The sequence below is a fragment of the Micromonospora sp. U21 genome (assembly GCF_018070045.1).
Classification (GTDB): domain Bacteria; phylum Actinomycetota; class Actinomycetes; order Mycobacteriales; family Micromonosporaceae; genus Micromonospora.
Window position 1 is genome coordinate 23,407 of record NZ_JAGPYK010000041.1, and the last position, 26,547, is coordinate 49,953.

Below are 26,547 nucleotides of genomic sequence, written 5' to 3' on the forward strand. Positions count from 1 at the left end.
ATTCGGCGGGTAGGCGGGGAGCGTCCCGGGTCGCTGCCACGCGGCTCCGGGCGGACGGAGGGAGCGGGCTATGACGGGTAGCAACCCGAGCCGGCCACCACAGGGTGCGACCGGCACCGTACAGCAGGCTCGGCAGGAGGCGTCCCGGGTTGGACAGCAGGCCGCGCAGGCCGGTGGACAGGTGACCCACACCGCCGCCGAGCAGGGCGGCCAGGTGGCCGCGGAAGCGCGCCAGCAGGCCCGGCGAATGACCGGGGAGGCCACCGGCCAGCTGCGTGAGCAGGCCCGGTCGCAACAGCAGCGGGCTGTCGACGGGCTGCGCGATCTGGGTCAGGGGCTCAACTCGATGGCCGAGCGGGACGGTGACTCCGGGCTGGCGGGCCAGGCGGTCCGCCGGGCGGGGGACGCCGCGCAACGGGCCGCCGGCTGGCTGGACGGACGGGAGCCGGGGGACGTACTGGACGAGGTACGCACGTACGCCCGACGCAACCCCGGGATGTTCCTGGCCGGCGCGGCGGTGGCCGGACTGCTGGTCGGTCGACTCACCCGTGGTCTAACCAGCGCTGGCGGCGCAGGTGTGTCAGGCGGCCCAGCGGCAGAATACGGCCATCCGGACGGCGGCGGACCGCAGCCCTACGACCGCGCGCTCGACGCGCCCTACCAGCCCGAACAGCCGTATACCGGTACGGCTCGGGCGCAGAACATCTCGCCGGCCGGTCGGCCGGAGCGGGACCTGCCGGGCGGGGTGGCGCCATGAGCGCCCCGGAGAAGGAGCGGGCCCAGGCCTCGGTCGGCGACCTGCTGGGTGACGTCACCCGGGACCTCTCCACGCTGATGCGCAAGGAGGTCGAGCTGGCCAAGGCCGAACTCCGCGAGGAGGCGAGCCAGGCCGGCAAGGCCGGCGGCATGTTCGGCGGTGCGGGGTTGGCCGGGTTCCTGGCCGTCCTGTTCGTGTCGTACGCGGTGTGGTGGGGGCTGTCGAACACGATGGACCAGGGCTGGGCGGCGCTGATCGTCGCGGTGATCTGGGCGGTCGTGGCCGGTGGCCTCTTCATCAGCGCCCGGAGCCAGCTCCAGCGGGCGCGTGCGGTGCTGCCGCGGACGAAGCAGACCGCCCGGGAGATGCCGGACGCCCTGCGCGGTCGGTGAACGAGTCGGGAGGGAAGAGATCATGTCCAGTGATCCGGATCGGATCCGGCGGGAGATCGAGACCACCCGCGACGAGTTGAGCTACGACGTCGACGCACTGGCCGACAAGGTCAACCCGCGTCGGATCGCGGGTGAGCGGGTCGGGCAGGCCCGTGGCGCGTTCACCCGAGCGAAGGAGAAGGTGATGGGCAGCTCGAGCCACATGGGCCAGGAGGCCAGCCAGCGGATGTCGAACGTCGCCGGCTCGCTACGTGGCGAGACCCGGTCGTTCGGACAGCAGTCCCGGGGGGCCATGGGCTCCGTGCGGGACGAGGCGCGCTCACTCGGGCGGCAGTCCCGGGAGCAGGCGCAGGGCAACCCGCTGGCCGCCGGGGTGGTCGCCTTCGGTGTCGGGCTGCTGGCCGCCTCGCTGCTCCCGCCGAGCGGGCGGGAGAGGCAACTCGCCGGCCGCGCGCGGGGCATGGTGAGTGAGCACTCCGACCAGCTGCGTGGGCAGGCGAGCCAGATCGGCCACCAGATGCAGGACAACCTCCGGGAGCCCGCGCAGCAGGCGGCGCAGTCGGTGCGGTCCACCGCCGAGCAGGGGGTGTCCGCGGTACGCGACCAGGGCCGCTCGGCTGCCGGGCAGATGCAGGGGCAGGCGCATGCGGCCGCCGACGACCTCCGGCAGCGCTGACCCGGCCGGGCGGCGGGGCTGGCGCCGATGATGCGGGTACGCTCCGCGTCCGTGCCAGCCCCGGGCCGGCTGGTCAACGAGGACCTGGTCTTCCGGTTCGGCCCGCTGGTCGGCGTTCTGGACGGCGCGACCGTGCCGGAGGGCTTCGACACCGGCTGCGTGCACGGGCCGGAGTGGTATGTCCGGCATCTTGCCGCGCGGATCGGCATGGCCGAGGCGGCACGCCCGTCGGCCAGGCTGACCAGCAACCTGGCCGCGGCCATTCTCGCCGTTCGCGCCGACCATGGCGGGCAGTGCGACCTTGATCATCCGGGTACCCCGTCCAGCACGGTCTGCCTGCTGCGTGAGTGCGGCGACAAGGTGGACTACCTGGTGCTCTGCGACAGCCCGCTGGTGTTGGACACCGGCCAGGTCAGCGTCGTGACCGACGACCGGCTGGAGGCGTCGGTGGCCGAGCTGCGCCGGACGGTCGCCACCGTGCCGGCTGGCGCGGACCCGGTGACCCGCTTCCGGCACGCCGTGGGCGTCCAGCGGGAACGGATGAACCGCACGCACGGCTACTGGGTGGCGGCGGCCGACCCGGACGCGGCCTTCCACGCGGTGACCGGGGCGTTGCCCCTGCGAGGGCCGGCCGCGGTGCGCCGGGCGGCGCTGCTCAGCGACGGCGCGTCCAGCGCTGTCGACCAGTTCGGTTTGACCGACTGGGCGGGGCTGCTGGACATGCTGAGCGCCGAGGGCCCCGGCGCGTTGCTCGACCGGGTTCGGGAGGCCGAGCGCGACCACCCCGACCGGTTGCGCCGGCACAAGCCGACCGACGACGCCTCGGTGGTGTTCTGCGAGTTCGGGCCGGCGACCTGAGGGCACCGCGACTCGGCCGGGGTGGCAACAGAGCGTGAGGTGGAACGCTCAGCGGTCCGACCGGTCGGTACCGGTAGCCGGACCGCCAGTGGATGCCCAATGGGGTGGACTTCGACCGATGAGGGCGGCAGACTGCGGCACGTGGCGGGTGCGGTCCGGTTGGAGCCGGTGGATGAGCAGAACCTGGAGCCGTTGCTCTCCGTAGCGGCTGCCGAGGCCGAGCCGGGTGACGTGATGCCTCCGGTCGAGGCCCCCGCCGGCTGGTCGCTCGCCCGCCGGGAGGCGTTCCGGGACTTTCACCGGGCGAGCTTCGACGGCCTGGACGGCCCGACCCGTTCCCAGATGTACGCGATCCTCGTCGGTGGCGAGGTGGTGGGGATGGTTCGGATGACACGCTGTGACGAGCCCGGCACAGTCGAGGCCGGGATGTGGCTCGGCCGCTCGGCACGCGGGCAGGGGGTCGGCGCGACCGCCCTGCGCGAGTTGCTGAACGCCGCCGCCCGGGCGGGCATGCGGGTCGTGGTGGCGGAGACCACCGCGGACAACGTCGGCGCGGTCGGCGTACTGAAGAAGTGCGGTGCAAAATTGCACGAGGATGGCGGAAAGGTCCGCGCCGAAATCTGCCTTGATTCGACGCCTCCAGCGCTCTGAAGCGATTCTGAGGGTTCGTCTTCTCTGTCGTTCCCCCTGGTGGTTGCCGCCTGGATGTCCGTATTGGGGCGTCCATTCCCGCGTTTCCTGATGACGTTCGCCGACGCGGACGGAAATTGTCGGAATGGTTTCGGCGGAATGGGGCCGGGTACTGCCCGCCGGGTCCGCAGATACGGGACGCCTGATCGAAGGCATGCTTCGCGCTATTCCCCGGTAGCCCTTCTCTGGCCCATCGGCAGGCGTCCGGACCTCCGGGGAACGAAGGAGAACCGATGAAAACCGGAACACGAATCGGGCTGGCGGTGGGCTTCGGCTACCTGCTGGGCCGCCGCCGCAAGCTGCGTACCGCACTCACCCTCGCCGCCGCCGTCGCCGCCGGTCGGGCCAGCCGGACCCCCGGCGGGCTGCTGAAGCGAGGCAGCGACGTGCTGCACTCGTCCCCCCAACTGAGCAACCTGAGCCGGCTCGGCGGGCCACTGGTGAACGCGGGCCGGGCTGCCGCCACCGCGGCGGCCGGCAGCGGCGTCGACGCGCTCACCGGTCGGCTGCGCGGCTCGGCGGAGGCGCTGCGCAGCCGTTCCGGAGACCGGAGTGGTACTGGCGACAACGACACGGGCCGCGGCGAAAGGGGCCGCGGCGACGACACGGGCCGCGAAACGGCGAACCAGACCGACCGGGACGACGCGTCGGCCGGGCAGCGGCGGGGGCGTTGACCATGGCGGCGAATACGAACCCGGGCGGACTCGGTGACAAGGTCCGCGGCCAGTTGGCCGACGAGGTGCGCAACCTGGCCGAGGCGATCGGCGAGCGGGCGACGACGGCGGTGACCGAGCGGATCACCGGCGCGACCGACCGGCTCAGTGAGTACGCGCGCCAGGGTGGCGGACCAGGCCTGATCGCCGCCGCCACCGGCGCGCAGAAGCTCGCCGAGGGTGGCTCGCCGATGAAGGCGATGGTGCATGCCGGGATGGCTGGCGGTAAGGAGAAGGTGATGTCGGCTCTCGGCCGCGCGGGCGGAAAGGGCGGCGGCAAGGGCGGCAGGAAGAAGGTGACCAACATCGTCGAGACGATCGAGGTCGGCGTGCCGGTGCGGGCCGCGTACAACCAGTGGACGCAGTTCGGCGATTTCCCGAGCTTCATGAAGAAGGTCGAGAACGTCGACACCGATTCGGACGAGAAGCTGACCTGGAAGGCGCAGGTCTTCTGGTCGCATCGGACGTGGGAGTCGACCATCGTCCGGCAGGTGCCGGACAAGCTCATCCACTGGCGGTCCAAGGGTGAGAAGGGCTCGGTCGACGGCACCGTCAGCTTCCACGAGATCACCCCGGACCTGACCCGCATCCTGGTGGTGCTGGAGTACCACCCGCAGGGTCTCTTCGAGCACACCGGCAACCTGTGGCGCGCCCAGGGCCGGCGGGTGCGGCTGGAGCTGAAGCACTTCGTCCGGCACGTGATGACCGAGGTGGCGCTCGACCCGGACCAGGTCGAGGGCTGGCGCGGCGAGATCCGCGACTCCCAGGTGGTCAACGACCACGAGACGGCCCTGCGCGAGGAGCGTGAACGGGACCAGCGCGGCCCGGAGCGGCGCGGCGGGGCTGGCCCCGAGACCGACGAGCTTGCAGAGCAGGAGCCGAGCGGGGAGGAGCCGCCGCGACGACGGCCCGCCGGGCGGCTGCGCCAGCGGCCACCCCGCCGGCCGGCCGAGCCGGAGTACGACGAGGAGTACGACGCATACGGGGACGGCTACGACGAGGGGTACGCGGACGAACCCGATGAGGAACCGCCGCCGGCACCGCGTCGCCGTGCTCCCGAGCGGGCACGCCGCGCGCAGCCGCGCGGGGAGCCGCAGCGGCCCCGTCCACCGCTCCGGCGTGGACCGGAACCGCCGCGCCGGCCCGTGGTGCGCCGCCGCCGGGAGGAGGACGAGTGACGCTCGTGTCCGACGAGGGCGGTGCCGGCGGAGGCCTGGAACGGGTGGGCTCCGCCGGCGGGCTCGCCGACGTGGTGGAGACCGTGCTCGACAAGGGCGTGGTGATCGACGCGCAGGTGACCGTCGGGGTCATCGGCATTCCCCTGGTGGAGATCAACGCTCGCGTGGTGGTGGCGAGCATCGAGACGTACCTGCGGTTCGCCGAGGCGGTCGACCGGCTGGACCTCGCTCCGGAGGAGGGTGAAGGGCTGGCCGGCCTAGTCGGCGGCGTCACCGGCTCGGTGCGGGACGTCACCGGCTCCGTCGGGGATGTCGCCGGCAACGTGCGGGACCTCGGGAGGAGCTGAGATGGCGGACGAGACGGGACTGTTCATCTACGGCCTGGTGCCGGCCGACGTGGAGGCGACTCCCGACGCCGCCGGGGTGGGCGAACCACCCGGCGAGGTGACGGTGATCAGGCACGCTGACCTCGGGGCCCTGGTCAGTGAGGTGCCGTTGGACGCGCCGCTGGGCCGGTCGGCGGACCTGCGGGCGTACCAGGAACTGCTGGACGGGACGGCGGCGGTGGCGCCGGTGCTGCCGGTGCGGTTCGGCACCGTGGTCACCGGGCCGGCCGCGGTGGTCGACCTGCTCCGGCCGCACCACGACCGGTTCGCCGCGGCGCTCGCCGAGTTGGAGGGCCGGGTGCAGTACGTCGTGCACGGTCGCTTCGACGAGCGGACACTGCTGCGCGGGGTGCTCGACGAGAATCCGACCGCCGCCGGGCTCGCCGAGCAGGTACGCGGCCAGCCCGAGGCGGCCAGCCGCGAGCCACGGATCCGGCTCGGGGAGCTGATCAGCCAGGCGGTGGAGCTGCGCCGCGAGGCGGAGAACCGGCGGCTGCTGGACGTCACGGCCGAGTACGTCGTGTCCGCGCAGCTGCGCCCTCCCAGCCACGAGCTCGACGCGGCGCACCTGGCCCTGCTGGTGGACACCGACCGGGAGGTCGCTCTCGTCGACGCCCTGGAGGAGTACGCGCAGCACCGCCGGGGTCTGCTGCGGCTGCGGTTGCTCGGCCCGCTCGCCCCGTACGACTTCGTCGGTGCGCACCAACTGGCGGGCTGACCGGTGGACCTGCTCTGGGCGCTGCTGACCCTGCCGTACGCGCCGGTGCGCGGCCTGACCGCGGTGGTGGCGGTGGTCGCCCGGGAGGCCGAGTCGCGGCAGCGGAACCCGGTCAACGTCCGGCGCGAGCTGGAGGAGTTGGACGCGGCGGCAGCCGCCGGTGAGCTGAGCGCCGAGGAACGCGACCGGGCCGAGCAGCAGGTGTTGGACCGGCTGACCGGGGGCCAGGGCCGGGCTGCTGCGCGGACCCGCCCGGCCCGGCGTGGCCCGGCACGCGAGGGAGGTGCGCGCAATGACCGACGAAGACGTCCGGGCTCGACGGCGTGACCCGACCGCCGAGGACTATCCCGACGAGGAGTACGTGGAGCCGGTGACGGCCGCCGAGGCGGCCCGGGCGGGGCTGCGGCAGCTCGTCGAGCTGACCGGCCGGGAACCGTCCGGAACCACGTCGCTGGAGGCCACCGAGGACGGCTGGCTGGTCGGGGTGGAGCTGGTGGAGGCGCATCGCATCCCCGCCTCCGTCGATCTGCTCGGCCTCTACGAGGTGGAGCTGGACATCGAGGGTGGGCTGCTCGGCTACCGACGGGTGCGGCGCTACCAGCGCGGGAAGGGTGAGGTGGGCTGAAATGACCGCTGCGCAGCCGCCATCGGTGGTGCAGAACTCCGGCCAGGTCCTGCCCGCCGGCCACGAGCCGGCCAACCTGGGCGACATCCTGGAGCGGGTGCTCGACCGCGGCATCGTGATCGCCGGTGACATCCGGGTCAGCCTGCTCGACATCGAGCTGCTGACGCTGAAACTGCGGCTGGTCATCGCGTCGGTCGACACCGCGCGGCAGATCGGCATCGACTGGTGGGAGCACGACCCGTGGCTCAGCTCGCGGGCCCGGCCCCCGTTGGAGCCGGGACCGCGTGACCCGGAGCAGGTCGAGGCGCAGCGCCGACCCCGGGTGGCGGCCCGGGCGCGCCGCCGGGACGCCGAACTGGAGGAGTGGAATGAGTTCGACGGCTGAGGTAGCCGCTGACCGGCCCGTCCCGACCGCCGGGGCCTGGCTGCACGCCGTGGTCCGGGACGTCGATCCGGCGGAGCTGGCCGCGATCGCCGGGATGGACGGCGCTCCGGTCCGGGCGGTGTCCGCCTCCGGCCTGGTCGCCGTGGTCAGCACCGCGCCGCTGGACGAGTACGGCGAGCAGCCGCTGCGCCGCAACCTGGAGGACCTGGCGTGGCTGGAGCGGGCGGCCCGGGCGCACCACGGCGTGGTCGAGGCGCTGGCTCGTCGGGGGCCGGTGGTGCCGGCCCGGCTCGCCACCGTGCACACCGACGACGAACGCGTGGCCGGGTCACTCGTCGCGCGCAGGGCCGAGCTGGTCGCCACGCTGGACCGTCTCACCGGACGCGGCGAGTGGGGTGTGAAGGGTTACTTGGTCCCGGGCGTGGCCACCGCGAGCGCCGAACCCGCCGGGGCCGGCGGCGTGGGGACGGCGTACCTGCGGCGACGGCGGGCGCAGTTGACCGCCCGGGAGGTGGGCCAGCAGGTGGCGAGCGCGGCGGCGGACGCGGTGCACGCCGCGCTGTGCGAGCTGGCCGTGGCGGGCCGGCGGCACGCGCCGCAGGACCGGCGGCTCTCCGGGGCGTCCACCCCGATGGTGCTCAACGGGGCGTACCTGGTGGACCTCGCGGCGCTGCCCGGCTTCACCGACCTCGTCGGCGCGTTGCGCAGCCGGCATCCGGAGATCCGGCTGGAGCTGACCGGGCCGTGGCCGGCGTACTCCTTCGTCGCGGAACGGCCGGAGCCGGCGCTCACCGTGCGGGAGTCGTGGTGACGTCCGCGCTCGCGCCGAGCAGCGCGGACGATCCGCTGGCCTACCGGCCGGTCGCCCTGGTGGACCTGCTCGACCGGGTGCTCGCCACCGGGGTCGTGATCAGCGGCGACCTCACCCTGGCCATCGCCGACGTGGACCTTGTCCGGATCTCGTTGCGCGCGCTGGTCGCCTCGGTCGGCGCGCTGCCCCCGCCGGAGCACGTCGGATGACCGGGCGGGACGAGGCAGCGGAGCTGGCCGCCGCGCTGGGCGGGGAGTCGTGGCAGCCGCCCCGGGTCACGCCGCTGGACCGCCGGATTGCGGTGGACCGCGACTCGGTCGAGCGAGGGCTGGCCAGCCTGGTGCTCACGATCGTCGAGTTGCTCCGTCAGCTGATGGAGCGGCAGGCGCTGCGCCGGGTCGACGTCGGTGACCTGACCGAGGAGCAGGTCGAGCGGATCGGGGTGACGCTGATGGCGCTGGAGGAGCAGATGACCGGGCTGCGCGAGCACTTCGGCCTGGCCCCGGAGGACCTCAATCTGGACCTCGGCCCACTCGGTCCGCTGCTCCCCACCGACTGACGGCCGACGGCAACCCCCGGAGGGGCCGCCGCCGACCGGTGGATCAGGCCCGCACCCGGACGATGTCGTAGTCCGTGTCCGGCGTGGACTCCACGTCGAACCGGCCGTTCACCACGTACAACGCCGAACCGAGCAGGTCACCGGTGGCCGGCGACCGCAGCTCCGGGCCGGTGATTTCCCGCTGCACCACCCCGGCGGTGTACCCGCCGTTCATGCGGACGACCGCGATGACGTTGGTCAGGTTGCGGATCACGTAGAGGGTGTGGCCGCGCAGCACCAGACCGTCAGCCCGCTCCACGGAGTAGCCACCGAGGTCGACGAGGCGACTGTGGCCGGTGCGCGGGTCGATGCGTACCAGCCGGCCGGGCAGCATCTGCGCGACCAGCAGGTCCCCGTCCGGCAGTTCCACGATCCCGTTGTGGTAGGCGTCCGGCGTCGCAGCCGGTCCGTTGAGCGGCAGCACCCGGAAGGCCGTGGCTGCCGGCAGTCGGCCACCGTGGCCCAGCGGCACCACGTACAGCACCTGCCGGCCCGAGTCGGTGAAGTAGACCGCCCGCTTGGTGATCACCAGGTCGTTGACGTAGCTGCCCGGCTCGTCGGCGAACTGGTAGTGGGCCAGCAGCTTGCCGGTCCCGGCGTCGTAGACGCTGGCGCCGCCACCGGAGAAGTCGGCGGTCCACAGCCGGCCGTGCTGGTCGAGCTTCAGGCCAGCCTTGTCCTTGCCCGGCACGGCCGGGATCAGCACCGAGCCACGGCCGGTACGTAAGTCACCACGCCACACCGCTCCGTCCAAAATGGAGCTCACGTACACGGTGGTGCCCCGGCCGATCGTCAACCCCTCCGGAGTGAACCCGTTGGGCAGGGCGATCCGGGCCGGGAACGGCTTTGCCGGATGGGCGGTCGCCGGCGAACCGACCGTGGTGAGGGTGGCCGCCGCCACCAGGGGAACGAGGAGAAGCGAGAGCAGCTTGCGCAAGAAACACCGCCTGACGTCGTCGTGGATATCTCCACTGAGGAATCTGACGTCCTAGGAACACCCTGGGTGCGACGAAAGGTTGACTCCAGGATCAGTTTGACTTGGTCACCCTCGCTCGGCGGCGTACCGGGCCAGCCAGGCGACCTGAGCCGGGTCCAACGACGGACGTACCCGGCGCCGGGCCGTGGCGATGTGCGCGGCGGTGACCGTGGCCGCGGCCAACGACTCACGCATCGCGGCCAGCGCCGCCTCCCGGAGCAGCGCCGCGCAGTCGGCCGCCGAGAACCCGTCCAACTCTCCGCCGAGCGCGGCCAGGTCGACGTCCGGCGCGAGCGGCACGTGCCGGGACGCGGCCCGCAGGATGTCCGCGCGGGCCGCTCCGTCCGGCGGTGGCACGTAGACCAGCCGCTCCAGCCGGCCCGGCCGCAGCAGCGCCGGATCGACCAGGTCCGGCCGGTTCGTCGCGCCGACCACCACCACGTTGCGCAGCGTCTCCACCCCGTCCAGTTCGGTGAGCAGCGCGGCGACCACCCGGTCCGTGGTCCCTCCGTCGCTGGCCTGGCCACGGACCGGCGCCAGCGCGTCCACCTCGTCCAGGAAGATCAACGTTGGGGCCGCCTCCCGGGCCCGGCGGAACAGCTCACGCACCGCGCGTTCGCTCTCGCCCACCCACTTGGAGAGCAGCTCCGCGCCCTTCACCGAGAGCACGTTCGCCCGACCCGAGCCGGCCAGCGCGGTGACCAGATACGTCTTGCCGCAGCCCGGCGGCCCGTAGAGCAGCACACCGCGCGGCGGCTGCACGCCGAGCCGGGCGAAGGTGTCCGGGTAGGTCAGCGGCCAGAGCACCGACTCGCTCAGCGTCTGCTTGACCTCGACCAGGTCACCCACGTCGTCCAGGGTCACCGAGGCCAGCTCCAGCGTGGACGCGGCCATCGTGGTCGGCCGGACCACCTCCAGGGCCGCGGTGAAGTCGGCCATCGACACGGTCGGTGTCTCGGCCGACTTCTGCCGCAGCGCCGCGCGTACCCCGGCCTCCCGGACCAGCGCCGCCAGGTCCGCCGCGACAAATCCGGGGGTACGCCCGGCCACCTCGTCCAGCCGGACGTCGTCGGCCAGCGGCACCTGCCGGGTCAGCACGGTGAGCTGCTCGCGGCGCAGCGCCGGGTCGGGCAGCGGGATGCTGATCCGCAGCGACAGCAGGTCCGGCGCGCGCAGCGCCGGGTCGACCGCCTCCGGCCGGCCGGTGGTGCACACCACGGCGGCACTCGACCGGACGGTCTCCGCGAGCACCTGGCGGAACACCGTCGCCACCGGGCCGGGCTCGTCCGCCGGGGCGAGCGCCTCCACATCGGTGACCAGCAGCACCGCCGGCCCGCCGGCGCGGACCGCCGCCGCCGCCGCACGCAGCCGGTCGGCGGCGGCCTGGTTGGCCAGCGCGGCCACCTCGGGTGCCCAGAGCGGGTGTACGCGGGCACCGACCCGGGCCGCGACCGCCCGGACCAGCGCCGACTTCCCGGAGCCGGCCGGCCCGCCGAGCAGCACACCCAGCGAGATGGTGGTGCCCAGCCGGCCCAGCACCTCCCGGTGGTGGAAGCCGAGGTCGAGCAGCTCGGTCAGCTCCTCGGCCTGGGCCCGCAGCCCCGGCAGCTCGTCGACGTCGGGCGCGTCGTTCTCCTCCAGCGGGCCCACCGTCGCACCGGCCGGAGCCTCAGCCGGCCGTCTTCCGCCGGGCCCCCCAGAGGGCCGCTCGGCCGGGGCGAGCCGGCCGGGGATGGCGCCGTGGGTGGCCGGGCCGTGCTCCCAACCGACCAGCGTGTCCATGGTGACCAGCGCGCCAGCGGCCGGCTCGACCGCGACCACGGTGAGCAGGGTGCTGGTCCAGGCGAACCCGACCGTGTTGGCGAGGCTGCGTCGGGCCGCCTCGATCAGGCTGCGCACCGAGGCGTCCGGCAACACGTCCTGCGGCAACAGCGAGACGTCGTCGCCGGCGGTGACCACCTTGCCCAGCAGGGCGAGCCGGAGCATCTCCGGGCTGACCGCCGCCACCACCTCCACCGGCCCGGCCAGGGTGACCCGGCCCGCAGGGGTCAGCGGCACCGGAGTCACCCGCACCTGACCGCCGTCGTGCAGGCCGAGGTTGCCCAGGGTCAGATCGTCGGCGTACAGCAGGGCGGGGCTCGCGCCCGGCCTGGCCGCCGCCACGATTCCGGCCGTCTCCCGTCGGCCGGCCAGCCGGACCGGGTCTCCGGGGCGCAGCCCCAGCGCGGTCAGCACCTCCGGGTGCAGCCGGACGACGCCCCGCCGGGCGTCCAGCGCCGCCGGCCGCAGGCTGGCCGTGAGGGTGAGGTCGGGTTGCGCCACCGCCCGACCGTAGCCGCCGTCGGCCAGTCCCGCGGTCAGCGCCGGGGATCGAGTTCGTCCAGCAGCGACGGGTCCCGCCGGATCAGCTCGGCCAGCCGGGCGGCCGGGTCCGGGGTCAACCCGTTCGGGCCGGGTGCCCAGGCCGGCACCGTCCGGCCGGACAGCGGCCAGGCCGGTGGGGCCTCCACCGGGGTCGCCGAGGGCTCCGGACCGACCCTGACGTGCGGCCCGTCCCAGGAGATCAGCAGTGGGTACGTCCGCCCGGCGTGCTCGACGCGGACGGTCACCGCCAGACCCGGGTGGGCCCCGACGACCTGGCGTACCGCCTCGGCGACCTCCTCCACCGGGCCCCAGCCGGCCACCTCGCCGTGGGTGTCCCTTCCGGCATGCCGGCCCGGCCCGGCGTTGCGGGCGTCGGTGCGGGCGCCCCCGGGATCGGCCGGTCCACCCGCCGGACCCGGCGGTGTTGCGCTCTCGTCACGGTCGTTGGCCAGCCGGCGCAGCGCCTCCTCGCGCCGGGCCAACCGGGCCAGCGTCTCGTCCAGGTCGCCCCTCACCAGATCACCCCTTCCCGCCACGGCCGGAGCCGGTCGGCTCAGGCCCTCCTGTCCCGGGTGGCCCGGTCCAGCGCACGATCCAGGACGACCAGCAGGCCGTCCCGCACCGAGAGCCGGTCCCGGGCGTCAAACTGCACCAGAGGTACATGGTCTCCGATGGCCAGCGCCCACCGGATCTCACCCAGCTCCAGGGCCAGCCGCCCATCGAAGGCGTTGACCCCGACCACGAACGGCAGGCCGGCCCGTTCGAAGAAGTCGATCGCCGGGAAGCAGTCGTCCAGCCGGGCGCTGTCGACCACCACCAGCGCGCCGAGCGCGCCGCGGGCGAGGTCCTCCCACATGAAGCCGAACCGGGCCTGCCCCGGAGTGCCGAACAGGTACAGCTTCAGGCTTCGGTCGATGGTCACGCAACCGAAGTCCATCGCCACGGTGGTGGTGGTCTTGGTCGACCGGCCGCCCGGGTCGTCCACACCGATCCCGGCGCTGGTCATCTCGGCCTCGGTGGTCAGCGGCGCGATCTCGGAGATCGCCCCGACCGTGGTGGTCTTGCCCACCCCGAACCCGCCGGCAATCAGGATCTTGACCGGGACGGGTGGCGCGGCCGGCGGCCGGTGGGCCGGTGGTGGCGTCGACCCGGTGCCGGTCGGCAGCCGGTACGGCGGAGGTGGCGGGGCCGGTGGCTGTTCGGTGCGCCCGAGCGCGGAGCCGATGCCCGACGTGGTGCCGTAGCGGGCGGCGGCGCTGTTGCCGGCGAGTCCCCCGAGCGGGGCGACCGGCCATTCAGGAGATCGCACGGAGTCCATCAATCACTCGCAGGATGAGGTCGGGGTCGAAGGCGTGGTCGCCCTCGGTGACGTGCACATCCAGGTGCCCGGCGGCACGCAGGTCGCCGACCAGGACCCGGGTCACGCCGAAGTGCAGCCGGGTCCGGGCCGAGAGTTCGGCCACCGAGATCGGCTCGGCGCAGAGCGCGATGATCGCCTGGAGCTCCGGTGCCAGCGGGGCGGCCGGCGGCGCGGTCCACGGGCCGTTGTCCAGACGGAGGGTCACCTGTGTCTCCAGCCCGATCGCCGGGTCCGTGCCCGCCACCCGTCCGGAGGTGAGCACGAACGGCCGGGGACCGGCCGGCCAGCCGTCACCCGCCTCCGGCGCCGGTTCCGCCGACCCGCCGCCCTCGGTCGAGGGCGCCGTGCGCAGGTAGGGACGGATCCGGGCCCCGGGCCACGGGTCCGGATCCTCACCGGCGACCTCGCGGGTCATTGCTGGACGGCGTTCTTCAGCTCGACGATCAGCCGCGGCGTGAGGGCGCCACCGGCCCGTCCGGCGAAGAGAGTCATCTCATACGCGACCGTGCCCAGGTTCGCCGAGCGGTCCGCGACCACGCCGAGCACGGATCCACTGCTGATCGCGCTGATCAGCAGGTAACCGTCGGCCATGTCGACGATGACCCGGTTGAGGCCACCGAGGGCGTACCAGCTGGCCGCCCCGCCGGCGAGGCTGGTCATGCCGGAGACCACGGCTGCCAGCCGCTCCGCGTTGGACCGGTCCTTGATCGCCGACATGGCCATCAGCAAGCCGTCCGAGGAGACCGCTATCGCCTCCAGCACCCCGGCTGTGCTGGAGGTGAAGGAGTCCAGCAGCCAGTTGAACGTGCGGGCCTCCGGGCTGAGGTCCCCGGCGGCGCCGGACTGGCTCTGGTGGTCGACGTTGTCGTGCAGAAAGGGGCTGGTCACCGTGATGATCCTTCTTCGTTCCGGCGGTCGGGGCTGACTTCGCGGAGAGCGCGGGCGACGCCCGCCTCGAAATCGGTGATGAGATCGCGGACCTCGGCCGGGTCGCCGAGGTGCGGGCTGGCCGGCTGGGCGGGTGGGGCGGCGGTGACGTTTGCCCCGGGCACCCGCCGGCTCAGCAGGGGCCGGCCCGGCGTCGCCCCGGTCGGGCCGGCGGTGTCGGCCGCCGTGGGGCCGAGACCACCCGGAGTGGCGGGCAGGTCCACCGTCACGCTCGGGCGACCAATGCCGGGGGTGACACTCAGCTCGGCCCGTCGTACGCCGGACTGGAACGCCTCGACGAGCGCGCGCGCGGCGGCCGGGTCGGCGCCGGTGGCGTCCACCGGCCCGACCGGCGCGGAAGCGGCGGGCGGGCTGGCCCCGGGCACCCGCTGCCGGACCCGTGGGCCGGCCGGCGTGCCCGATGGTCCCGGGCTCTCCGGGGCCGGCCCCGGCACGGTGCGGTCCGGGTGGCCGATGCCGGCGCCGGCGATGCCCGGACCGCCACCGGTCGCGCCACGACCCGGTCGTCGGGGCAGGCCCGCGTCGGTGACCGGGAGGTCGACCGGTGCGGGTGGCGCCGTGGTGGTGCCGGTGCCGGCCGGTTCCCCGGCGCCGAACGCGTCCCAGGACGCACCGGACTCCAGGCTGCGGGTGGCCCGGCTGAGCAGGTCCGAGTCGAAGCCGGCCGGTGTCGCGGTGGCCGTGAGCGATCGGGCGCTCCGGCTGTGGCCGAGCGGAGCCGGCGAGCGCCGGTCACGGTCCGGCACGGTGGCCCGGGCGACGGTCGCCCCGACCCGGTCGGCGCGACGTAGCACCAGCGACGCCGGTGGGATATCCAGCTGGGCGGTCACCCCGCCGCCGTCGGTGGCGGCCAGGCTCACCGTCCAGCCGTGCCGGCGGGCCAACCGGCCCACCACGAAGAGGCCGAGCACCTCGGTCGGTGCCAGGTCGAGCCGCTCCCGCCGGGTGAGCCGTGCGTTCTCCTCGGCCAGCCGTTGCTCGGTCATCCCGATGCCGTGGTCCACCATCGTGATCCGGGCACCGAGCCCGGACGCCTCACCGGCCACCAGGACCCGCGTGTGCGGCGGGGAGAAGATGGTGGCGTTCTCCATCAGCTCGGCCAGCGCCAGAACGAGGTCGCCGACCACGGCCGGCGCGGCCGAGATGCCTGCCGGCACCCGCACCTCCACCCGGGTGTAGTCCTCGATCTCGCCGAGCGCCAGCCGGACCACGTCGGCCAGCGGCACCGGCGCGGTGTGCGCGTCCGCCCCGGCCGACCCGGAGAGCACCACCAGGCTGCCGGCGTTGCGCCGCAGCCGGCTGGAGATGTGGTCGAGCCGGTACAGGTGCTCCAGCCGGCCCGGGTCGACCTCCTGCTGCTCCAGCCGGTCGATCAACGCGAGCTGCCGGCCCACCAGGTTCTGGGTGCGTCGCCCGACGTGGCCGAACATCTGTGCCACGTTGCGCCGACCGGCGACCTGCCGCTCGACCAGCCGGGCCGCGGTGCTCTGTACCCGGTCGAAGGCCCGGGCCAGGTCGCCGATCTCGTCGTTGGCCCGGATGTCCACCGGATCCAGCCGGACCGGCTGGGCGCTCTCCGCCTCGTCGTCGGTGACCCGGACCAGCTCCGCCTCGGCGACCCGGGCGACCCGGTCGGCGGAGCGGGTGAGCCGGGTCAGCGGCCGGGCCACCGTACGGGCGACGGCCGTGCTCAGCAGCACCACCACCGCCAGGATCAGCGCCGCGGCGCCTCCGACGAGGTACGCGGCGGTCAACGCCCGCCGCTGCTCGGCGGTCACCTCGGCGAGTACGTCGGCGACCAGCTTCTTCTCCACGAACTGGCCGAGCCGGATCATCGAGCGGACGGACGGGAAGAGCACGTCCAGCGGAACGTCGCGGATCGCACCGGCCGGGTCCCGGGCACTGGTGACCAGGAAGTCGGGGCTGGTGCGGGCGGCCACGGCCACGTCGTTGAGCCGGGCCACCGCCAACTGCTCCGGCGTGATCAGACTGCGGAAGCGCTGGCTGTCCACCTGGAGGGCGGCCATGCACGCCACGTACCCGGCGTTGGCCTGCGCGCTGCCGGTCGCCTTGACCAGCACGATCAGGGTGGCGCAGGCGCCCAGCCCCTCGTCGGCGCGCAGCAGCGCGTCCAGGGCCAGCACCTGGCGGCCCGGCCGGGTGTCGGTGTCCACGCTGAACGCCAGCCGCAGCGACTCGATCATTCCTCGGTTGACCGGGCCGAACGCGTCCATCACCTGGGTCGGGCTCGCGGCCCGGGCGAGGACGGCGGTCCGCAGGTCGATGAGGCTGGACACCCCGTACAGGGCGTGGTCGACGTGGCCGGTCAGCGCGTCGCTACCGCCGGCCCGCAGGTCGGCGACCCGGTCGTCCACGTCGACGGTCTTGCGGACCAGCTCGGCGCGTTCCACCCGGCCGAGCAGGAAGCCGACCGAGAGGATGCGTTCCTGCTGGAGGTCCTGCACCAGGCTGCCGACCCGGCTGGCGAGCCGCACCTGCTCGGCGATGTCGCTGGCGCGCTGCGCCGCGGCCACCCGGTCGAGCACCACGGGCACGGCGAGGCCGACCATGCTGAGCAGGGGGATCACCACGAGCAGGGCGAGCTTGCCGCGGATCCGGAGCCTACCGAGCAGCATCGGACGGCCCCCACTGGGCGGATTCCGGGTCGCGGGTGGCGCCGACCGGTTGCAGCTGCCGCGGATCACCTGGTCGGCCGGTGTGGACCGCCGGCTGCCAGCGGTCGCCCGAGGGCGGGATGTCGGGAGTCTCCGCGCGCGGTGCGGGCATCGCGGCCCGGCGCCGGGCCCGACGGCCGGCGGCGATCAGCAACGCGGCGAGCCAACCCAGCAGCAGCACGGCGGCGACCCCGGCACCGATGGCCAGCCAGCGGTCCCGGTCCAGCCCGTCGATCCGCTCGACCAGCAGGGCGTCCAGCTCGCTGAGGATGACCGGCTGGAGCTGGAGGGCGGCCCTGTGCGTGTCGAGCCGGGCGGCGGCCAGCCGGGCCGGGTCCACCGCGCCCGTGCCGGGGGCCGGGGCGGAGTACGCGGCCAGCGCCTCCACCGAGCGCTGGTAGGTGTCCAGCGGGGTCAGCGCGTTCGCGCCCAGGTCGGTGCTCTCCGAGCTGTCCACTGCGGAGCGCAGGCTGTCGACCAGGTCGGTGGCGGGCGTCAGGGCGGCCACCCGCAGGCCGGTCAGCTCGATGAGGGTGCGGGTCTGCTCGGCGGCCGGCCGGCGAGGGGCGAGCGTGCCCAGGTCGGCGAGCCGGCCGGCGGCCACCACCGCCTCGGGCAGCTCCTGGCCGGCGCTGTCCTGGAGGAAGAAGGAGTCGGCACCCGGGTCGCGAACCAGCCCGGAGCTTTCCCGGACCTTGCGGTGCAGGGCCAGCAGCAGATCGGTGACCTCGCCGTACGCGGTGTAGGCGGACTCGGCGTCGGTGGGGCTGCGGTCACGCAGCGCCTCCAGTTTGGCCCGCAGCCCGGCCCAGCGTTCCTGGCTGCGCAGCTCGGTGCCGATCCGGGCGTCCACCGCGGCCGCGTCCTCGACCGCGCGGGTCAGCGCGTCGCCGGGGGCGGGGCGGCCATTGACGGCGGCGGACTGGGCCTCGACCAGGGCGTCGGTGACCGGGGCCAGGGCGCGGAGGTACTGCACGCCGAGCCGTTCCCGGGCGGCCAGGTCGCGGTTGTCACCGGTCTGCCGCCAGGTCTGCGTGAGGAGCAGACCCACCGGCGCCAGCAGCGCCGCGACGAGCAGCATCGGCAGCAGTCGGCCCCACATGGACGGCCGTCGACGGGCCCGTGGCGCGGGGACTGTCATGTGTGTCTCCTCCGGCGTCGGGCGGGGGCTCGGCGCGGTGTCGGGTTCGCCGACGAGTCCCGTGCACCGGACCGGAAAACTAGCCGAATCGTCCGTGGACGAACCGGTTGCCGGTGAGTCAGGTTTGCGTCAGTTCGAGCGATGTCACCGTTCGTCCGGGTTGCCGGCACGCTGTGTCCCATCGGCGGGTGTGACATGAAGGGATCGAGGTGGATATCCGCCGAAGATCGGAATTCACGTGATCCGAACTCAACTCACTGTGCCGCCTTCGACGGTGCGCGGTCGCACCTCCCCGGACCGCCGATCGGGGCAACCGGACGGACGTACGGCGGATCTCAGCCAACGCTCAGCCTGCGGCCCGTACCGTGTGCCGCATGAGATCGCCGTCGCCGGCCGCGTGGTTCCGGCGTGCCCTGCCCACCCGCCGCCGAGCGATCGCCGCAGCGGTGGTCGTCGTGCTTCTGGCGGCCGCCGTGACCTGGGCGGTGTGGGCGCAGGGATCGGGCGTACGCACCGAGAGCGCGATGCTCACGGTCCGCTCCGGACCGGCCGGCGACCAGCCGGTGGACCTGGACACCACCTTCTACCTGCCGACGGATGCATCGTCCGGTCGGAAGGTGCCGGCGGTGCTGCTGGCGCACGGGTTCGGCGGCACCAAGGAGTCGGTGCGCTCGGACGCGGAGGAGTTCGCCGGGCGCGGCTACGCGGTGCTCACCTGGACCGCGCGGGGCTTCGGCCGCAGCGGCGGCGAGATCCACCTGGACAGCCCGGACTACGAGGTACGCGACGCGCAACGGCTGCTGGACTGGCTCGCCGCCCGGCCGGAGGTGCGCACCGACGGTGCCGGCGACCCGAAGGTCGGCGTGGTCGGCGGCTCGTACGGCGGTGGGTTGGCGCTGCTGCTGGCCGCCCAGGACCGCCGGGTGGACGCGATCGTCCCGATGATCACCTGGAACGACCTGTCCCGGGCGTTCCTGCCGGAGAGCACCGGCGGGGCGCCGACCGAGGGCGTGTTCAAGAAGGGTTGGGCGGGTCTCTTCTTCGGTGGGGGCGGCAACGTGGGCACCGGCCCGGCCGGGCTCTCCGGCGGGACGGCCGCTCAGCCGCAGGGGGCACCGGCCTCCGCCGGCCCGCCCAGCCCGGCGCCGGGCGCCGGCCCGGGTACCGGTCCCGGTGGCGCTCCGGCGGGTGCCGCCGACCCTTCGTGCGGCCGGTTCGCCGCCGACGTGTGCGCCGCGTACCTGCGGATCGCCACCACCGGTCGGGCCGACCAGGCCGCCGTGGACCTGCTGCGTCGGTCCAGCCCGGCGGGCGTGCTGAACCGGATCTCGGCGCCCACCCTGCTGGTGCAGGGCGAGGCGGACACCCTCTTCCCGCTCGGTGAGGCGGACGCCAACGCGCGGGGCATCGCCGCCGCCGGCACACCGGTGCGGGTCGCCTGGTTCACCGGCGGGCACGACGGCGGTGCGGGCCCCCGTTCGGACTCGGACCGGGTGAAGTTCCTGACCGTCCAGTGGCTCGACCACTACGTCAAGGGTGCGGGCGACCCGCCCGGCGACGACTTCACCTGGTCGCGGATCGCCGGCTTCGACGCGCTCGACCGGGGCCTGGTCGCCACCGGCTTCCGTGCGGCCGACTACCCGGGCCTGGCCGGTGACGCCCGCCGGGAGGTCGCGGTCGCCGGCCCTGCCCAGCCGATCGCGAACCCGCCGAACGGCAGCCCGGCCGCCATCTCCTCGGTGCCGTTCGCCGGCGGGCTCGCGTCGCTGCTGGACGGGGTGGCCGGCGACGTGCCCGGCCAGCACGCCCGGTTCGAGTCGGCGCCGCTGACCGACGCGGTCGACGTGGCGGGCGCGCCCACCGTCACCCTGCGGGCCGCCTCACCGACCGGCGAGGCGGTGCTCTTCGTCAAGCTCTACGACGTCGACCCGGACGGCGCGGCCACCCTGCCGAACGGGCTGGTCGCCCCGGTCCGGCTCACCGGCCTGCCGCAGCGGGTGCAGGACGCCCGCCCGGTCACCGTGACGCTGCCCGGGATCGTCCGCCGGGTCGAGGCCGGGCACCAGTTGCGGCTGGTCGTGGCCAGTTCCGATCAGGCGTACACGACGCCGGCCCAGCCCACCGTCTACACGGTGGCGGTGGACGGCGCGGTCAGCCTGCCCACGGTCAGCGGGGAGCCGATCCCCACCACGGCGACGGTCTGGCGCTGGGTGCTCGCCGGCCTGCTCGCCGCCATCGCGATCGGCCTCGTCGTGATCGTCGCCGTGGTCCGCCGCCGGCACCGCCGGCAGGACCGCTCCGTGCACCCGGAGTACGCGGGCACGCCGCTGGCCGTGCGCCGGCTGCGCAAGGAGTACGCGGACGGCTTCGTCGCGGTGTCGAACGTGGACTTCGAGGTGCATCCGGGTCAGGTGGTGGGCCTGCTCGGGCCGAACGGCGCCGGCAAGACCACCACGCTGCGGGTGCTGATGGGGCTGACCCAGCCGACCGCCGGGGAGATCTACGTCTTCGGCCGCCGGCTGGTGCCCGGCTCGCCGGTGCTCTCGCGGATCGGCGCGCTGGTGGAGGGGCCCGGTTTCCTGCCGCACCTGTCCGGTCTGGAGAACCTGAGGGCGTACTGGCGGGCGACCGGGCGGCCGGCGGGGGACGCGCACTTCGACGAGGCGCTGGAGATCGCCGGCCTGGGCGACTCGGTGCAGCGGAAGATCAAGAACTACAGCCACGGGATGCGCCAGCGGCTGGCCATCGCCCAGGCCATGCTCGGCCTGCCGGAGCTGCTGGTGTTGGACGAGCCGACAGACGGGCTCGACCCGCCGCAGATCGCCGAGATGCGCCGGGTGCTCCAGCGGTACGCCACGGACGGTCGGGCGGTGCTGGTCTCCAGCCACCTGCTGGCCGAGGTGGAGCAGACCTGCACGCACGCGGTGGTGGTGAACAAGGGCCGGATCGTGGCGTCCGGGCCGGTGGAGGAGATCGTGGGCGAGTCGCCGAGCGTCCTCTTCGACGTCACCGACCCGGTGGCGGCGCGGGCGGTGCTGGACCGGCTGCACGGGGTCCGGGTGCTGCCGGAGAGCGACGGTCAGCTGGTGGTCGACACCAACGGCACGGCCCGCAGCGACGTGGTGGCCGAGTTGGTGCGCGCCGGCATCGGGGTGGACCGGGTGGTGCCCCGGCGCCGCCTGGAGGACGCGTTCCTCGCCCTGGTGGGCGAGAACTCTCGGGGAAGCGGTGACCGGTGATGGCTGGCTCTTCCGTCGAGACGCCGATGGGCGTCACCGACCCGGCCGGTGCGGCCCGGGGCTACCGGCCGTCGGCGACGATGCCGTTCGGCGCGGAGTTCCGCCGGCAGGCGTCCCGGCGGCGTACCCAGCTGGCACTCGGGTTCATGGTGCTGCTGCCGCTGATCATCCTGGTCGCCTTCCAGTTCAACTCCGGCGGTGACGACGACAACGGCAACAACGAGTTCGCCAGCCTGGTCGACCTGGCCACGTCCGGCGGGCTCAACTTCACCCTGTTCTCGATCTTCGTGTCGGCGTCGTTCCTGCTGGTGGTCGTCGTCGCGCTGTTCTGCGGCGACACGGTGGCCAGCGAGGCGAGCTGGGGCAGCCTGCGCTACCTGCTGGCGATCCCGGTGCCCCGGGCCCGGCTGCTCACCGTGAAGCTGGTGGTCGCGCTCGCGTACTCCGGGCTGGCCCTGCTCCTGCTGGCCGGCACCGCGCTGGCCGCGGGCACCCTGCGCTACGGCTGGTCGCCGCTGCGCAGCACGGTCGCCGCCGAGTTGGAGCCGGGCGAGGGTCTGCTCCGGCTGCTGGCCGTGCTCGGCTACCTGGCGGTCGTCCTGCTGGCGGTGGCCGGGCTGGCGTTCCTGCTGTCGGTGATCACGGACGCCGCGCTGGGTGCGGTGGGCGGCGCGGTGCTGCTCTGGATCCTCTCCAGCATCCTGGACCAGATCACCGCGCTCGGCGCGCTGCGCGACTTCCTGCCCACCCACTTCAGCACCGCCTGGCTGGGGCTGCTCTCCACTCCGGTGCAGACGGACGACGTGGTGCGCGGCTGCATCTCGGCGATCAGCTACGCGACGCTGTTCTGGGGGCTGGCCTTCTGGCGCTTCACCCGTAAGGACATCACGTCATAGCCGGCTGTCGGGTGGGCTCACCGACGACGGCACCGGGGTGGACGGCTCGGCCTTCTTCCAGGCGCTGACGCCGATCCGGCCGGTGTTGCCCACGTCGACCGGCCCGTCCGGGTCGACGTCCTCGGCCGGCTGCCCCGCGGCGGGTGCCACCCGCAGGTATTCCCCGTTGGTGGCGGGCACGGTCGCGTCGGTGACGAGGTTGCGCCAGAGCACGGTGGCGACCGCCCGGTCGCCCGGGGCGAGGGTGATCTCACGCGGTGGCTGGTCGAAGCCCGGGGTGATCTCCTTCGCCCCGGGCAGCACGCGCAGGATGATCGCCTTGCGGTCCTCGTCCAGCACACGCAGCGCCGGGTATCCCTTGATCCGGTAGGGGCGGTCGCCGCAGTTCACCAGCTCCAGGCCGAGGGCGCGCAGCCCCATGGCGGCGTCCGACCCCCTCGACCGGATCCGGGCGCCCGACTCCGGGCACCAGAACGGCGGGCTGACGTACGCCGAGGGTGTCGGGCTGGGCGTGGCCGTGAGCTGGGGCGGCGCGCTCGGGCCGTCCCCGGCCTGACCCCGATGGTCGGCGGGGGCGCAGGCGGCGAGCGCGAGAACCATCGCGACCGCCACGCTGGCCCGTCGCGGTGTTGCCGCGTCGCGGTAGATCATCCACCGATCCTTGCCCACGTGGGCCGCCCACCACCGCCCGGGCCTCTCGATCTCGACGACTCCCGCCCTCGTGTCGACCCGGCATCAACTGTCGTTCGTCCCTGTCGAGCTGTTCCGAACCTGGACCGGCGTCACTTCCCCCGCCGGGCGTCCCTCCCGCCGCCGGCCCGATGGGCTCGTCCCCTTTGGAGCTGAATCGTTGGTGACATCACCTGGCGGTTGGCCGTGAACGGCCATCACGGGGGCCGCACACGCCCAGGCGCGGTCGATCCGCTGGGCGCCGCCGGACTCGCTCCCCGGTGTGCCCGATGGATGGTGGGGGCCAGGAGCAGGCAGCACTTTCGGGGAAGGTGCTGCCTGCCGTCGCTTTGAGGCGACATCTTCCCTGTAGTTGTGTGGACCTTCGCTGCCCCGCTCGCCGCGCAGGCGGACACGGTCACGCGCCGGGCGGACAGCGCGCCGGGCGGGCGGCGTGGGCCGGCAGGCAGCGCGGGGTCGAGCGGCCCGGTTGACGTCAGCTTCGGTTGGGTTGGGTGAGGACCGCGTCCAGCAGGCCGGGGTAGAGGTGGTCCAGTTCGTCGCGGCGGAGGCGGACGTAGCGGCTGGTGCCGGCGGCGCGGGTGCGGGTCAGGCCGGCCTCGCGCAGCACCTTCAGGTGGTGACTGCGGGTCGCCTTGGAGACGCCGAACTCGAAGGTGCCGCAGGCCCGCTCGCCGCCCTCGGCGAGCGCCCGCACGATCTGTAGCCGCACGTCGTCGGCGAGTGCGGCCAGCACGGCGGTGACCGGTACGGCGGCCAGGTCGGGTTCGTGCGGCTCCATGTGACCAGTGTAACCGTTGTTCGACAATCGTCGAACATCCCCCTAGTGTCGGTGCCGTTGGTTCGAAGATACTCGAACATTGGAGCTGACGATGCGATCCCGCGCCGCCGCCTACCCGTTACTCGCCGTGCTCAGCTGGGGAGCGATGTTCCCGATCCTGGCCAGTGCGCTGACCCGGGTCGACGCGCTCAACCTGACCACCACCCGTTATCTGCTGGCCGCCGTCATCCTGGTCGGCATCCTGCTGCTCCGCGAGGGCGCTGGCGCGCTGCGGCTCGGCGGCCGAGCGGTCGAGGTGGTGGTGCTCGGCGTGGTCGGCTTCGCCGGCTTCAACGTGCTCACCAGCCTGGCGCTCGAGCACGCCGCACCGCAGCAGATCGCCCTCTTCGTGGCGACCACCCCGGTCATCACCCAGCTGGTCCGCTGGGCCCGGGACGGCGTACGCCCGAAGCCCCTCCTGCTGGCTCTCTCCCTGGTGGCGCTTCTCGGCGTCGGCCTGGTGATCACGCGCGGGAGCCTGGCCGGGCTCGGTCAGTTCGGCCTCGGCGGGCTGATGATGATCGGCGCGGTGCTCGGCTGGGGCATCTACACGCACGGTGCCAGCCGGTTCGGCGACTGGTCTCCGCTGCGCTTCACCACGCTGACCGCGCTCGCGGGCACAGCCGCCATGTTGGCCGCGAGCGTGCTCGCCGACGGCATCGGCTGGCAGCACGCGCCGGTGGCCGCCGACCTCGTGGCGGTCGCGCCGCAGTTGGCGTACGTCGTGATCCTGGGCGCCGTGGTCGCGGTGCTGGCCTGGAACACCGGCGTGCAGCGGCTCGGCGCCGCCAACGCCGCCCTGTTCATGAACCTGGTTCCGGTGACCACCTTCGCGGTGCAGATCGCCCGTGGCTACCGGCCGGAGCCGGTCGAGCTGGTCGGGGCCGCGATCACCATCGCCGCCCTGGTCGCCGCGAACCTCGCCACCCGGGCCCGGGTGCCGTCCCAGCCCGGACCGACCGCGGTGACGGACCCGGTCGCGGTGGTCGACCCGGTGGCGGTGGCCGCCCGTTGACCCCCACCCGTCCGGGCCCGCCCGCTCACAGCGTGGGATCTGCGGTGGAGGCGACGCCCGGCGTTGCCTAGACTCGACGGCACAACTGCATACCTCATCCAGAGGGGCTGAGGGATACGGCCCGACGACGCCCCGGCAACCACCCCGCGCGCTCACCGCTGAGCGACCCGCGGGGCAGGTGCCAATTCCGTCCCCGCCGCACCGTGCGATGCGGGGAAAGATGAGAGGACCCTCGACATGACGTCGACGCTCGCCGCCTCCGGCATCGACACCTCCGCCAGCCCAGCCCGCGCCCTGGTCTGCCGCGCCTGTTCGGCCCGCTACCCGCTCGCCGCCCAGCACGCCTGCTACGAGTGTTTCGGCCCGCTGGAGGTCGACTACGACGCCGCAGCCCTGGCCGCGGTCACCCGCGAGCAGATCGAGGCCGGCCCCGACAACATCTGGCGGTACGCCGCGCTGCTGCCCGCCGGTCAGGACCCGGCCACCCGGGTCACCCTCGATCCGGGGCTCACCCCGCTGGTGGCGGCCCCGCACCTCGCCGCCGAGCTGGGCATGACCGCGCCGCTCTGGGTCAAGGACGACAGCGCCAACCCGACCCACTCGTTCAAGGACCGGGTCGTCTCCGTGGCGCTGACCGCCGCGCGGGCGCTCGGTTTCACCCGGTTCGCCTGCGCCTCCACCGGCAACCTGGCCAACTCGGTGGCCGCGCACGCCGCCCGCGCCGGGGTGCCGTCGGTGGTCTTCATCCCCAGCGACCTGGAGCAGGGCAAGGTCATCACCACTGCGGTCTACGGCGGCGAGCTGGTCGCGATCGACGGCTCGTACGACGATGTGAACCGGCTCTGCGGCGAGCTGGTGGAGACCGACGCCTTCGAGGACACGGCCTTCGTCAACGTCAACGTCCGGCCGTACTACGCCGAGGGCTCCAAGACGCTCGGGTACGAGGTGGCCGAGCAGCTCGGCTGGCGGATCCCGGCCCAGGTGGTCATCCCGATGGCCAGCGGCGAGCTGCTCACCAAGATTGACAAGGCGTTCTCCGAACTGGTCGAGATCGGGCTGGTCGAGGCGCCGGCCGACGGCTGGAAGGTCTTCGGCGCCCAGTCCGCCGGCTGCAACCCGATCGCCACCGCCCTGCACGCCGAGACCGACACGATCACCCCGGTCAAGCCCACCGGCATCGCCAAGTCGCTCAACATCGGCGACCCGGCCGCCGGCCTCTACGCCATCGAGGCGGTCCGCCGCACCGACGGCTGGATGGAGTACGCCGACGACGACGAGATCCGTGCCGGCATCCGCCAGTTGGCGCGTACCACCGGGGTCTTCGCCGAGACCGCGGGTGGGGTCACCGTGGCGGTGCTGCGCAAGCTGGTCGAGTCCGGCCGGCTCGACCCCACGGCGGAAACCGTCGTGTTCAACACCGGCGAGGGCCTGAAGACCATCGACGCGGTAGCCAACCAGGTCGGCCCGACCCACCACATCAAGCCCTCCCTCCGTGCAGCCCGAGACGCAGGCCTCCTCGGCTGACCCCCACCCACCCCACCCACCCCCAACCCGGTTGATCATGAAGTTAGCGGCGCGACACGCCGGTGTCGGCGTCGCCAACTTCATGATCGACCGCTGCCGGTGGGTTGCCGGG

27 protein-coding genes, 2 pseudogenes and 1 riboswitch are annotated in these 26,547 nt (G+C 73.8%); of the genes and pseudogenes, 19 read left to right on the forward strand and 10 right to left on the reverse strand.

Going from position 1 to position 26,547, the window contains the following annotated elements:
- The first annotated feature begins 70 nt into the window (after positions 1–70).
- From KBX63_RS31475 to KBX63_RS31545, 15 genes and pseudogenes are all read left to right on the forward strand, one after another.
- On the forward strand, positions 71–757 hold the full coding sequence (locus KBX63_RS31475; protein WP_210917552.1) for a hypothetical protein: 687 nt from the start codon (positions 71–73) through the stop codon (positions 755–757).
- Positions 754–1,149 carry a phage holin family protein gene (locus KBX63_RS31480; RefSeq protein WP_210917554.1) on the forward strand — a complete coding sequence of 132 codons (396 nt, stop codon included), beginning with the start codon at positions 754–756 and terminating at the stop codon, positions 1,147–1,149. Before KBX63_RS31475 ends, KBX63_RS31480 begins: the two co-directional genes overlap by 4 nt.
- Positions 1,150–1,171: 22 nt before the next feature.
- The gene (locus KBX63_RS31485) at positions 1,172–1,825 is read left to right on the forward strand and encodes a DUF3618 domain-containing protein (protein ID WP_210917557.1); all 654 of its coding nucleotides are present in this window, start codon (positions 1,172–1,174) and stop codon (positions 1,823–1,825) included.
- 51 nt (positions 1,826–1,876) lie between these two features.
- On the forward strand, positions 1,877–2,683 hold the full coding sequence (locus tag KBX63_RS31490) for a hypothetical protein (RefSeq protein WP_307871908.1): 807 nt from the start codon (positions 1,877–1,879) through the stop codon (positions 2,681–2,683).
- A gap of 141 nt (positions 2,684–2,824) precedes the next feature.
- Complete coding sequence (locus KBX63_RS31495; protein WP_210917559.1) at positions 2,825–3,334, forward strand: GNAT family N-acetyltransferase; 510 nt, start codon at positions 2,825–2,827, stop codon at positions 3,332–3,334.
- 272 nt (positions 3,335–3,606) lie between these two features.
- Positions 3,607–4,047 (forward strand): hypothetical protein, encoded by a 441-nt coding sequence (locus KBX63_RS31500; RefSeq protein ID WP_210917560.1) that lies wholly within the window; start codon positions 3,607–3,609, stop codon positions 4,045–4,047.
- 2 nt (positions 4,048–4,049) lie between these two features.
- Complete coding sequence (locus KBX63_RS31505; protein ID WP_210917561.1) at positions 4,050–5,264, forward strand: SRPBCC family protein; 1,215 nt, start codon at positions 4,050–4,052, stop codon at positions 5,262–5,264.
- A gap of 35 nt (positions 5,265–5,299) precedes the next feature.
- A pseudogene (gene gvpJ, locus KBX63_RS36930) lies at positions 5,300–5,476 on the forward strand (gas vesicle protein GvpJ); the annotation flags it as partial.
- 136 nt (positions 5,477–5,612) lie between these two features.
- Positions 5,613–6,368, forward strand: a complete 756-nt coding sequence (locus tag KBX63_RS31515; protein ID WP_210917564.1) for a GvpL/GvpF family gas vesicle protein — start codon at positions 5,613–5,615, stop codon at positions 6,366–6,368.
- Between the two features lie 3 nt (positions 6,369–6,371).
- Positions 6,372–6,695, forward strand: a complete 324-nt coding sequence (locus KBX63_RS31520; protein ID WP_210917569.1) for a gas vesicle protein GvpG — start codon at positions 6,372–6,374, stop codon at positions 6,693–6,695.
- Positions 6,661–6,993, forward strand: a complete 333-nt coding sequence (locus KBX63_RS31525; RefSeq protein WP_210917572.1) for a gas vesicle protein — start codon at positions 6,661–6,663, stop codon at positions 6,991–6,993. Before KBX63_RS31520 ends, KBX63_RS31525 begins: the two co-directional genes overlap by 35 nt.
- 1 nt (position 6,994) lies before the next feature.
- Positions 6,995–7,195 (forward strand): annotated as a pseudogene (gene gvpJ / locus KBX63_RS36935) (gas vesicle protein GvpJ); the annotation flags it as partial.
- A 166-nt stretch (positions 7,196–7,361) separates the two neighbouring features.
- A complete protein-coding gene (locus KBX63_RS31535; protein WP_210917577.1) occupies positions 7,362–8,189 on the forward strand; it encodes a GvpL/GvpF family gas vesicle protein in 828 nt (275 codons plus the stop codon).
- Positions 8,186–8,398 carry a gas vesicle protein gene (locus KBX63_RS31540; RefSeq protein ID WP_307871910.1) on the forward strand — a complete coding sequence of 71 codons (213 nt, stop codon included), beginning with the start codon at positions 8,186–8,188 and terminating at the stop codon, positions 8,396–8,398. Before KBX63_RS31535 ends, KBX63_RS31540 begins: the two co-directional genes overlap by 4 nt.
- Positions 8,395–8,748, forward strand: coding sequence for a gas vesicle protein K (locus tag KBX63_RS31545; RefSeq protein WP_210917582.1), 354 nt, complete (start codon positions 8,395–8,397; stop codon positions 8,746–8,748). The genes KBX63_RS31540 and KBX63_RS31545 overlap by 4 nt, the downstream gene beginning before the upstream one ends.
- A gap of 43 nt (positions 8,749–8,791) precedes the next feature.
- On the opposite strand, the gene KBX63_RS31550 is transcribed toward KBX63_RS31545, so the two are convergent.
- From KBX63_RS31550 to KBX63_RS31585, 8 genes are all read right to left on the reverse strand, one after another.
- A complete protein-coding gene (locus tag KBX63_RS31550; RefSeq protein ID WP_210917583.1) occupies positions 8,792–9,724 on the reverse strand; it encodes an SMP-30/gluconolactonase/LRE family protein in 933 nt (310 codons plus the stop codon).
- 105 nt (positions 9,725–9,829) lie between these two features.
- Positions 9,830–12,085 (reverse strand): AAA family ATPase, encoded by a 2,256-nt coding sequence (locus tag KBX63_RS31555; RefSeq protein WP_210917584.1) that lies wholly within the window; start codon positions 12,083–12,085, stop codon positions 9,830–9,832.
- Positions 12,086–12,120: 35 nt separating this feature from the next.
- A complete protein-coding gene (locus KBX63_RS31560) occupies positions 12,121–12,642 on the reverse strand; it encodes a hypothetical protein (RefSeq protein WP_210917585.1) in 522 nt (173 codons plus the stop codon).
- A 38-nt stretch (positions 12,643–12,680) separates the two neighbouring features.
- A complete protein-coding gene (locus KBX63_RS31565; protein ID WP_210917586.1) occupies positions 12,681–13,445 on the reverse strand; it encodes an ATP/GTP-binding protein in 765 nt (254 codons plus the stop codon).
- A complete protein-coding gene (locus KBX63_RS31570) occupies positions 13,423–13,902 on the reverse strand; it encodes a DUF742 domain-containing protein (RefSeq protein WP_210917588.1) in 480 nt (159 codons plus the stop codon). The genes KBX63_RS31565 and KBX63_RS31570 overlap by 23 nt, the downstream gene beginning before the upstream one ends.
- The gene (locus KBX63_RS31575) at positions 13,899–14,375 is read right to left on the reverse strand and encodes a roadblock/LC7 domain-containing protein (protein WP_208869708.1); all 477 of its coding nucleotides are present in this window, start codon (positions 14,373–14,375) and stop codon (positions 13,899–13,901) included. Before KBX63_RS31575 ends, KBX63_RS31570 begins: the two co-directional genes overlap by 4 nt.
- Positions 14,372–17,071 carry a nitrate- and nitrite sensing domain-containing protein gene (locus KBX63_RS31580; protein ID WP_210917590.1) on the reverse strand — a complete coding sequence of 900 codons (2,700 nt, stop codon included), beginning with the start codon at positions 17,069–17,071 and terminating at the stop codon, positions 14,372–14,374. The genes KBX63_RS31575 and KBX63_RS31580 overlap by 4 nt, the downstream gene beginning before the upstream one ends.
- Positions 17,058–18,251 carry a hypothetical protein gene (locus tag KBX63_RS31585; protein ID WP_210917592.1) on the reverse strand — a complete coding sequence of 398 codons (1,194 nt, stop codon included), beginning with the start codon at positions 18,249–18,251 and terminating at the stop codon, positions 17,058–17,060. Before KBX63_RS31585 ends, KBX63_RS31580 begins: the two co-directional genes overlap by 14 nt.
- 374 nt (positions 18,252–18,625) lie before the next feature.
- On the opposite strand from KBX63_RS31585, the gene KBX63_RS31590 reads away from it, so the two are divergent.
- Both KBX63_RS31590 and KBX63_RS31595 read left to right on the forward strand, forming a co-directional pair.
- Positions 18,626–21,490: an alpha/beta fold hydrolase gene (locus KBX63_RS31590; RefSeq protein ID WP_210917595.1), complete on the forward strand. Its 2,865-nt coding sequence runs from the start codon at positions 18,626–18,628 to the stop codon at positions 21,488–21,490.
- Positions 21,490–22,386 (forward strand): ABC transporter permease, encoded by an 897-nt coding sequence (locus KBX63_RS31595; RefSeq protein ID WP_210917599.1) that lies wholly within the window; start codon positions 21,490–21,492, stop codon positions 22,384–22,386. Before KBX63_RS31590 ends, KBX63_RS31595 begins: the two co-directional genes overlap by 1 nt.
- On the opposite strand, the gene KBX63_RS31600 is transcribed toward KBX63_RS31595, so the two are convergent.
- Positions 22,381–23,037 (reverse strand): DUF4232 domain-containing protein, encoded by a 657-nt coding sequence (locus tag KBX63_RS31600; RefSeq protein ID WP_210917602.1) that lies wholly within the window; start codon positions 23,035–23,037, stop codon positions 22,381–22,383. The two genes, KBX63_RS31595 and KBX63_RS31600, sit on opposite strands and share 6 nt — an antisense overlap.
- A 514-nt stretch (positions 23,038–23,551) precedes the next feature.
- On the reverse strand, positions 23,552–23,857 hold the full coding sequence (locus tag KBX63_RS31605; protein ID WP_210917604.1) for a helix-turn-helix transcriptional regulator: 306 nt from the start codon (positions 23,855–23,857) through the stop codon (positions 23,552–23,554).
- A gap of 91 nt (positions 23,858–23,948) precedes the next feature.
- On the opposite strand from KBX63_RS31605, the gene KBX63_RS31610 reads away from it, so the two are divergent.
- Together KBX63_RS31610 and thrC are read left to right on the forward strand one after the other, a co-directional pair.
- On the forward strand, positions 23,949–24,911 hold the full coding sequence (locus tag KBX63_RS31610; protein ID WP_210917606.1) for a DMT family transporter: 963 nt from the start codon (positions 23,949–23,951) through the stop codon (positions 24,909–24,911).
- Between the two features lie 91 nt (positions 24,912–25,002).
- Positions 25,003–25,138: riboswitch (SAM riboswitch) on the forward strand.
- Between the two features lie 10 nt (positions 25,139–25,148).
- The gene (gene thrC / locus KBX63_RS31615; protein ID WP_210917608.1) at positions 25,149–26,435 is read left to right on the forward strand and encodes a threonine synthase; all 1,287 of its coding nucleotides are present in this window, start codon (positions 25,149–25,151) and stop codon (positions 26,433–26,435) included.
- Positions 26,436–26,547: the final 112 nt, after the last annotated feature.

Bases quoted from the DNA above. Each gene is read 5' to 3' on its own strand.
- KBX63_RS31475 (WP_210917552.1), top strand. From the start codon at position 71: ATGACGGGTAGCAACCCGAGCCGGCCACCACAGGGTGCGACCGGCACC.
- KBX63_RS31480 (WP_210917554.1), top strand. From the start codon at position 754: ATGAGCGCCCCGGAGAAGGAGCGGGCCCAGGCCTCGGTCGGCGACCTG.
- KBX63_RS31485 (WP_210917557.1), top strand. From the start codon at position 1,172: ATGTCCAGTGATCCGGATCGGATCCGGCGGGAGATCGAGACCACCCGC.
- KBX63_RS31500 (WP_210917560.1), top strand. From the start codon at position 3,607: ATGAAAACCGGAACACGAATCGGGCTGGCGGTGGGCTTCGGCTACCTG.
- KBX63_RS31505 (WP_210917561.1), top strand. From the start codon at position 4,050: ATGGCGGCGAATACGAACCCGGGCGGACTCGGTGACAAGGTCCGCGGC.
- KBX63_RS31515 (WP_210917564.1), top strand. From the start codon at position 5,613: ATGGCGGACGAGACGGGACTGTTCATCTACGGCCTGGTGCCGGCCGAC.
- KBX63_RS31525 (WP_210917572.1), top strand. From the start codon at position 6,661: ATGACCGACGAAGACGTCCGGGCTCGACGGCGTGACCCGACCGCCGAG.
- KBX63_RS31535 (WP_210917577.1), top strand. From the start codon at position 7,362: ATGAGTTCGACGGCTGAGGTAGCCGCTGACCGGCCCGTCCCGACCGCC.
- KBX63_RS31545 (WP_210917582.1), top strand. From the start codon at position 8,395: ATGACCGGGCGGGACGAGGCAGCGGAGCTGGCCGCCGCGCTGGGCGGG.
- KBX63_RS31565 (WP_210917586.1), bottom strand. From the start codon at position 13,445: ATGGACTCCGTGCGATCTCCTGAATGGCCGGTCGCCCCGCTCGGGGGA.
- KBX63_RS31570 (WP_210917588.1), bottom strand. From the start codon at position 13,902: ATGACCCGCGAGGTCGCCGGTGAGGATCCGGACCCGTGGCCCGGGGCC.
- KBX63_RS31580 (WP_210917590.1), bottom strand. From the start codon at position 17,071: ATGCTGCTCGGTAGGCTCCGGATCCGCGGCAAGCTCGCCCTGCTCGTG.
- KBX63_RS31585 (WP_210917592.1), bottom strand. From the start codon at position 18,251: ATGACAGTCCCCGCGCCACGGGCCCGTCGACGGCCGTCCATGTGGGGC.
- KBX63_RS31590 (WP_210917595.1), top strand. From the start codon at position 18,626: ATGAGATCGCCGTCGCCGGCCGCGTGGTTCCGGCGTGCCCTGCCCACC.
- KBX63_RS31595 (WP_210917599.1), top strand. From the start codon at position 21,490: ATGGCTGGCTCTTCCGTCGAGACGCCGATGGGCGTCACCGACCCGGCC.
- KBX63_RS31600 (WP_210917602.1), bottom strand. From the start codon at position 23,037: ATGATCTACCGCGACGCGGCAACACCGCGACGGGCCAGCGTGGCGGTC.
- KBX63_RS31605 (WP_210917604.1), bottom strand. From the start codon at position 23,857: ATGGAGCCGCACGAACCCGACCTGGCCGCCGTACCGGTCACCGCCGTG.
- KBX63_RS31610 (WP_210917606.1), top strand. From the start codon at position 23,949: ATGCGATCCCGCGCCGCCGCCTACCCGTTACTCGCCGTGCTCAGCTGG.
- thrC (WP_210917608.1), top strand. From the start codon at position 25,149: ATGACGTCGACGCTCGCCGCCTCCGGCATCGACACCTCCGCCAGCCCA.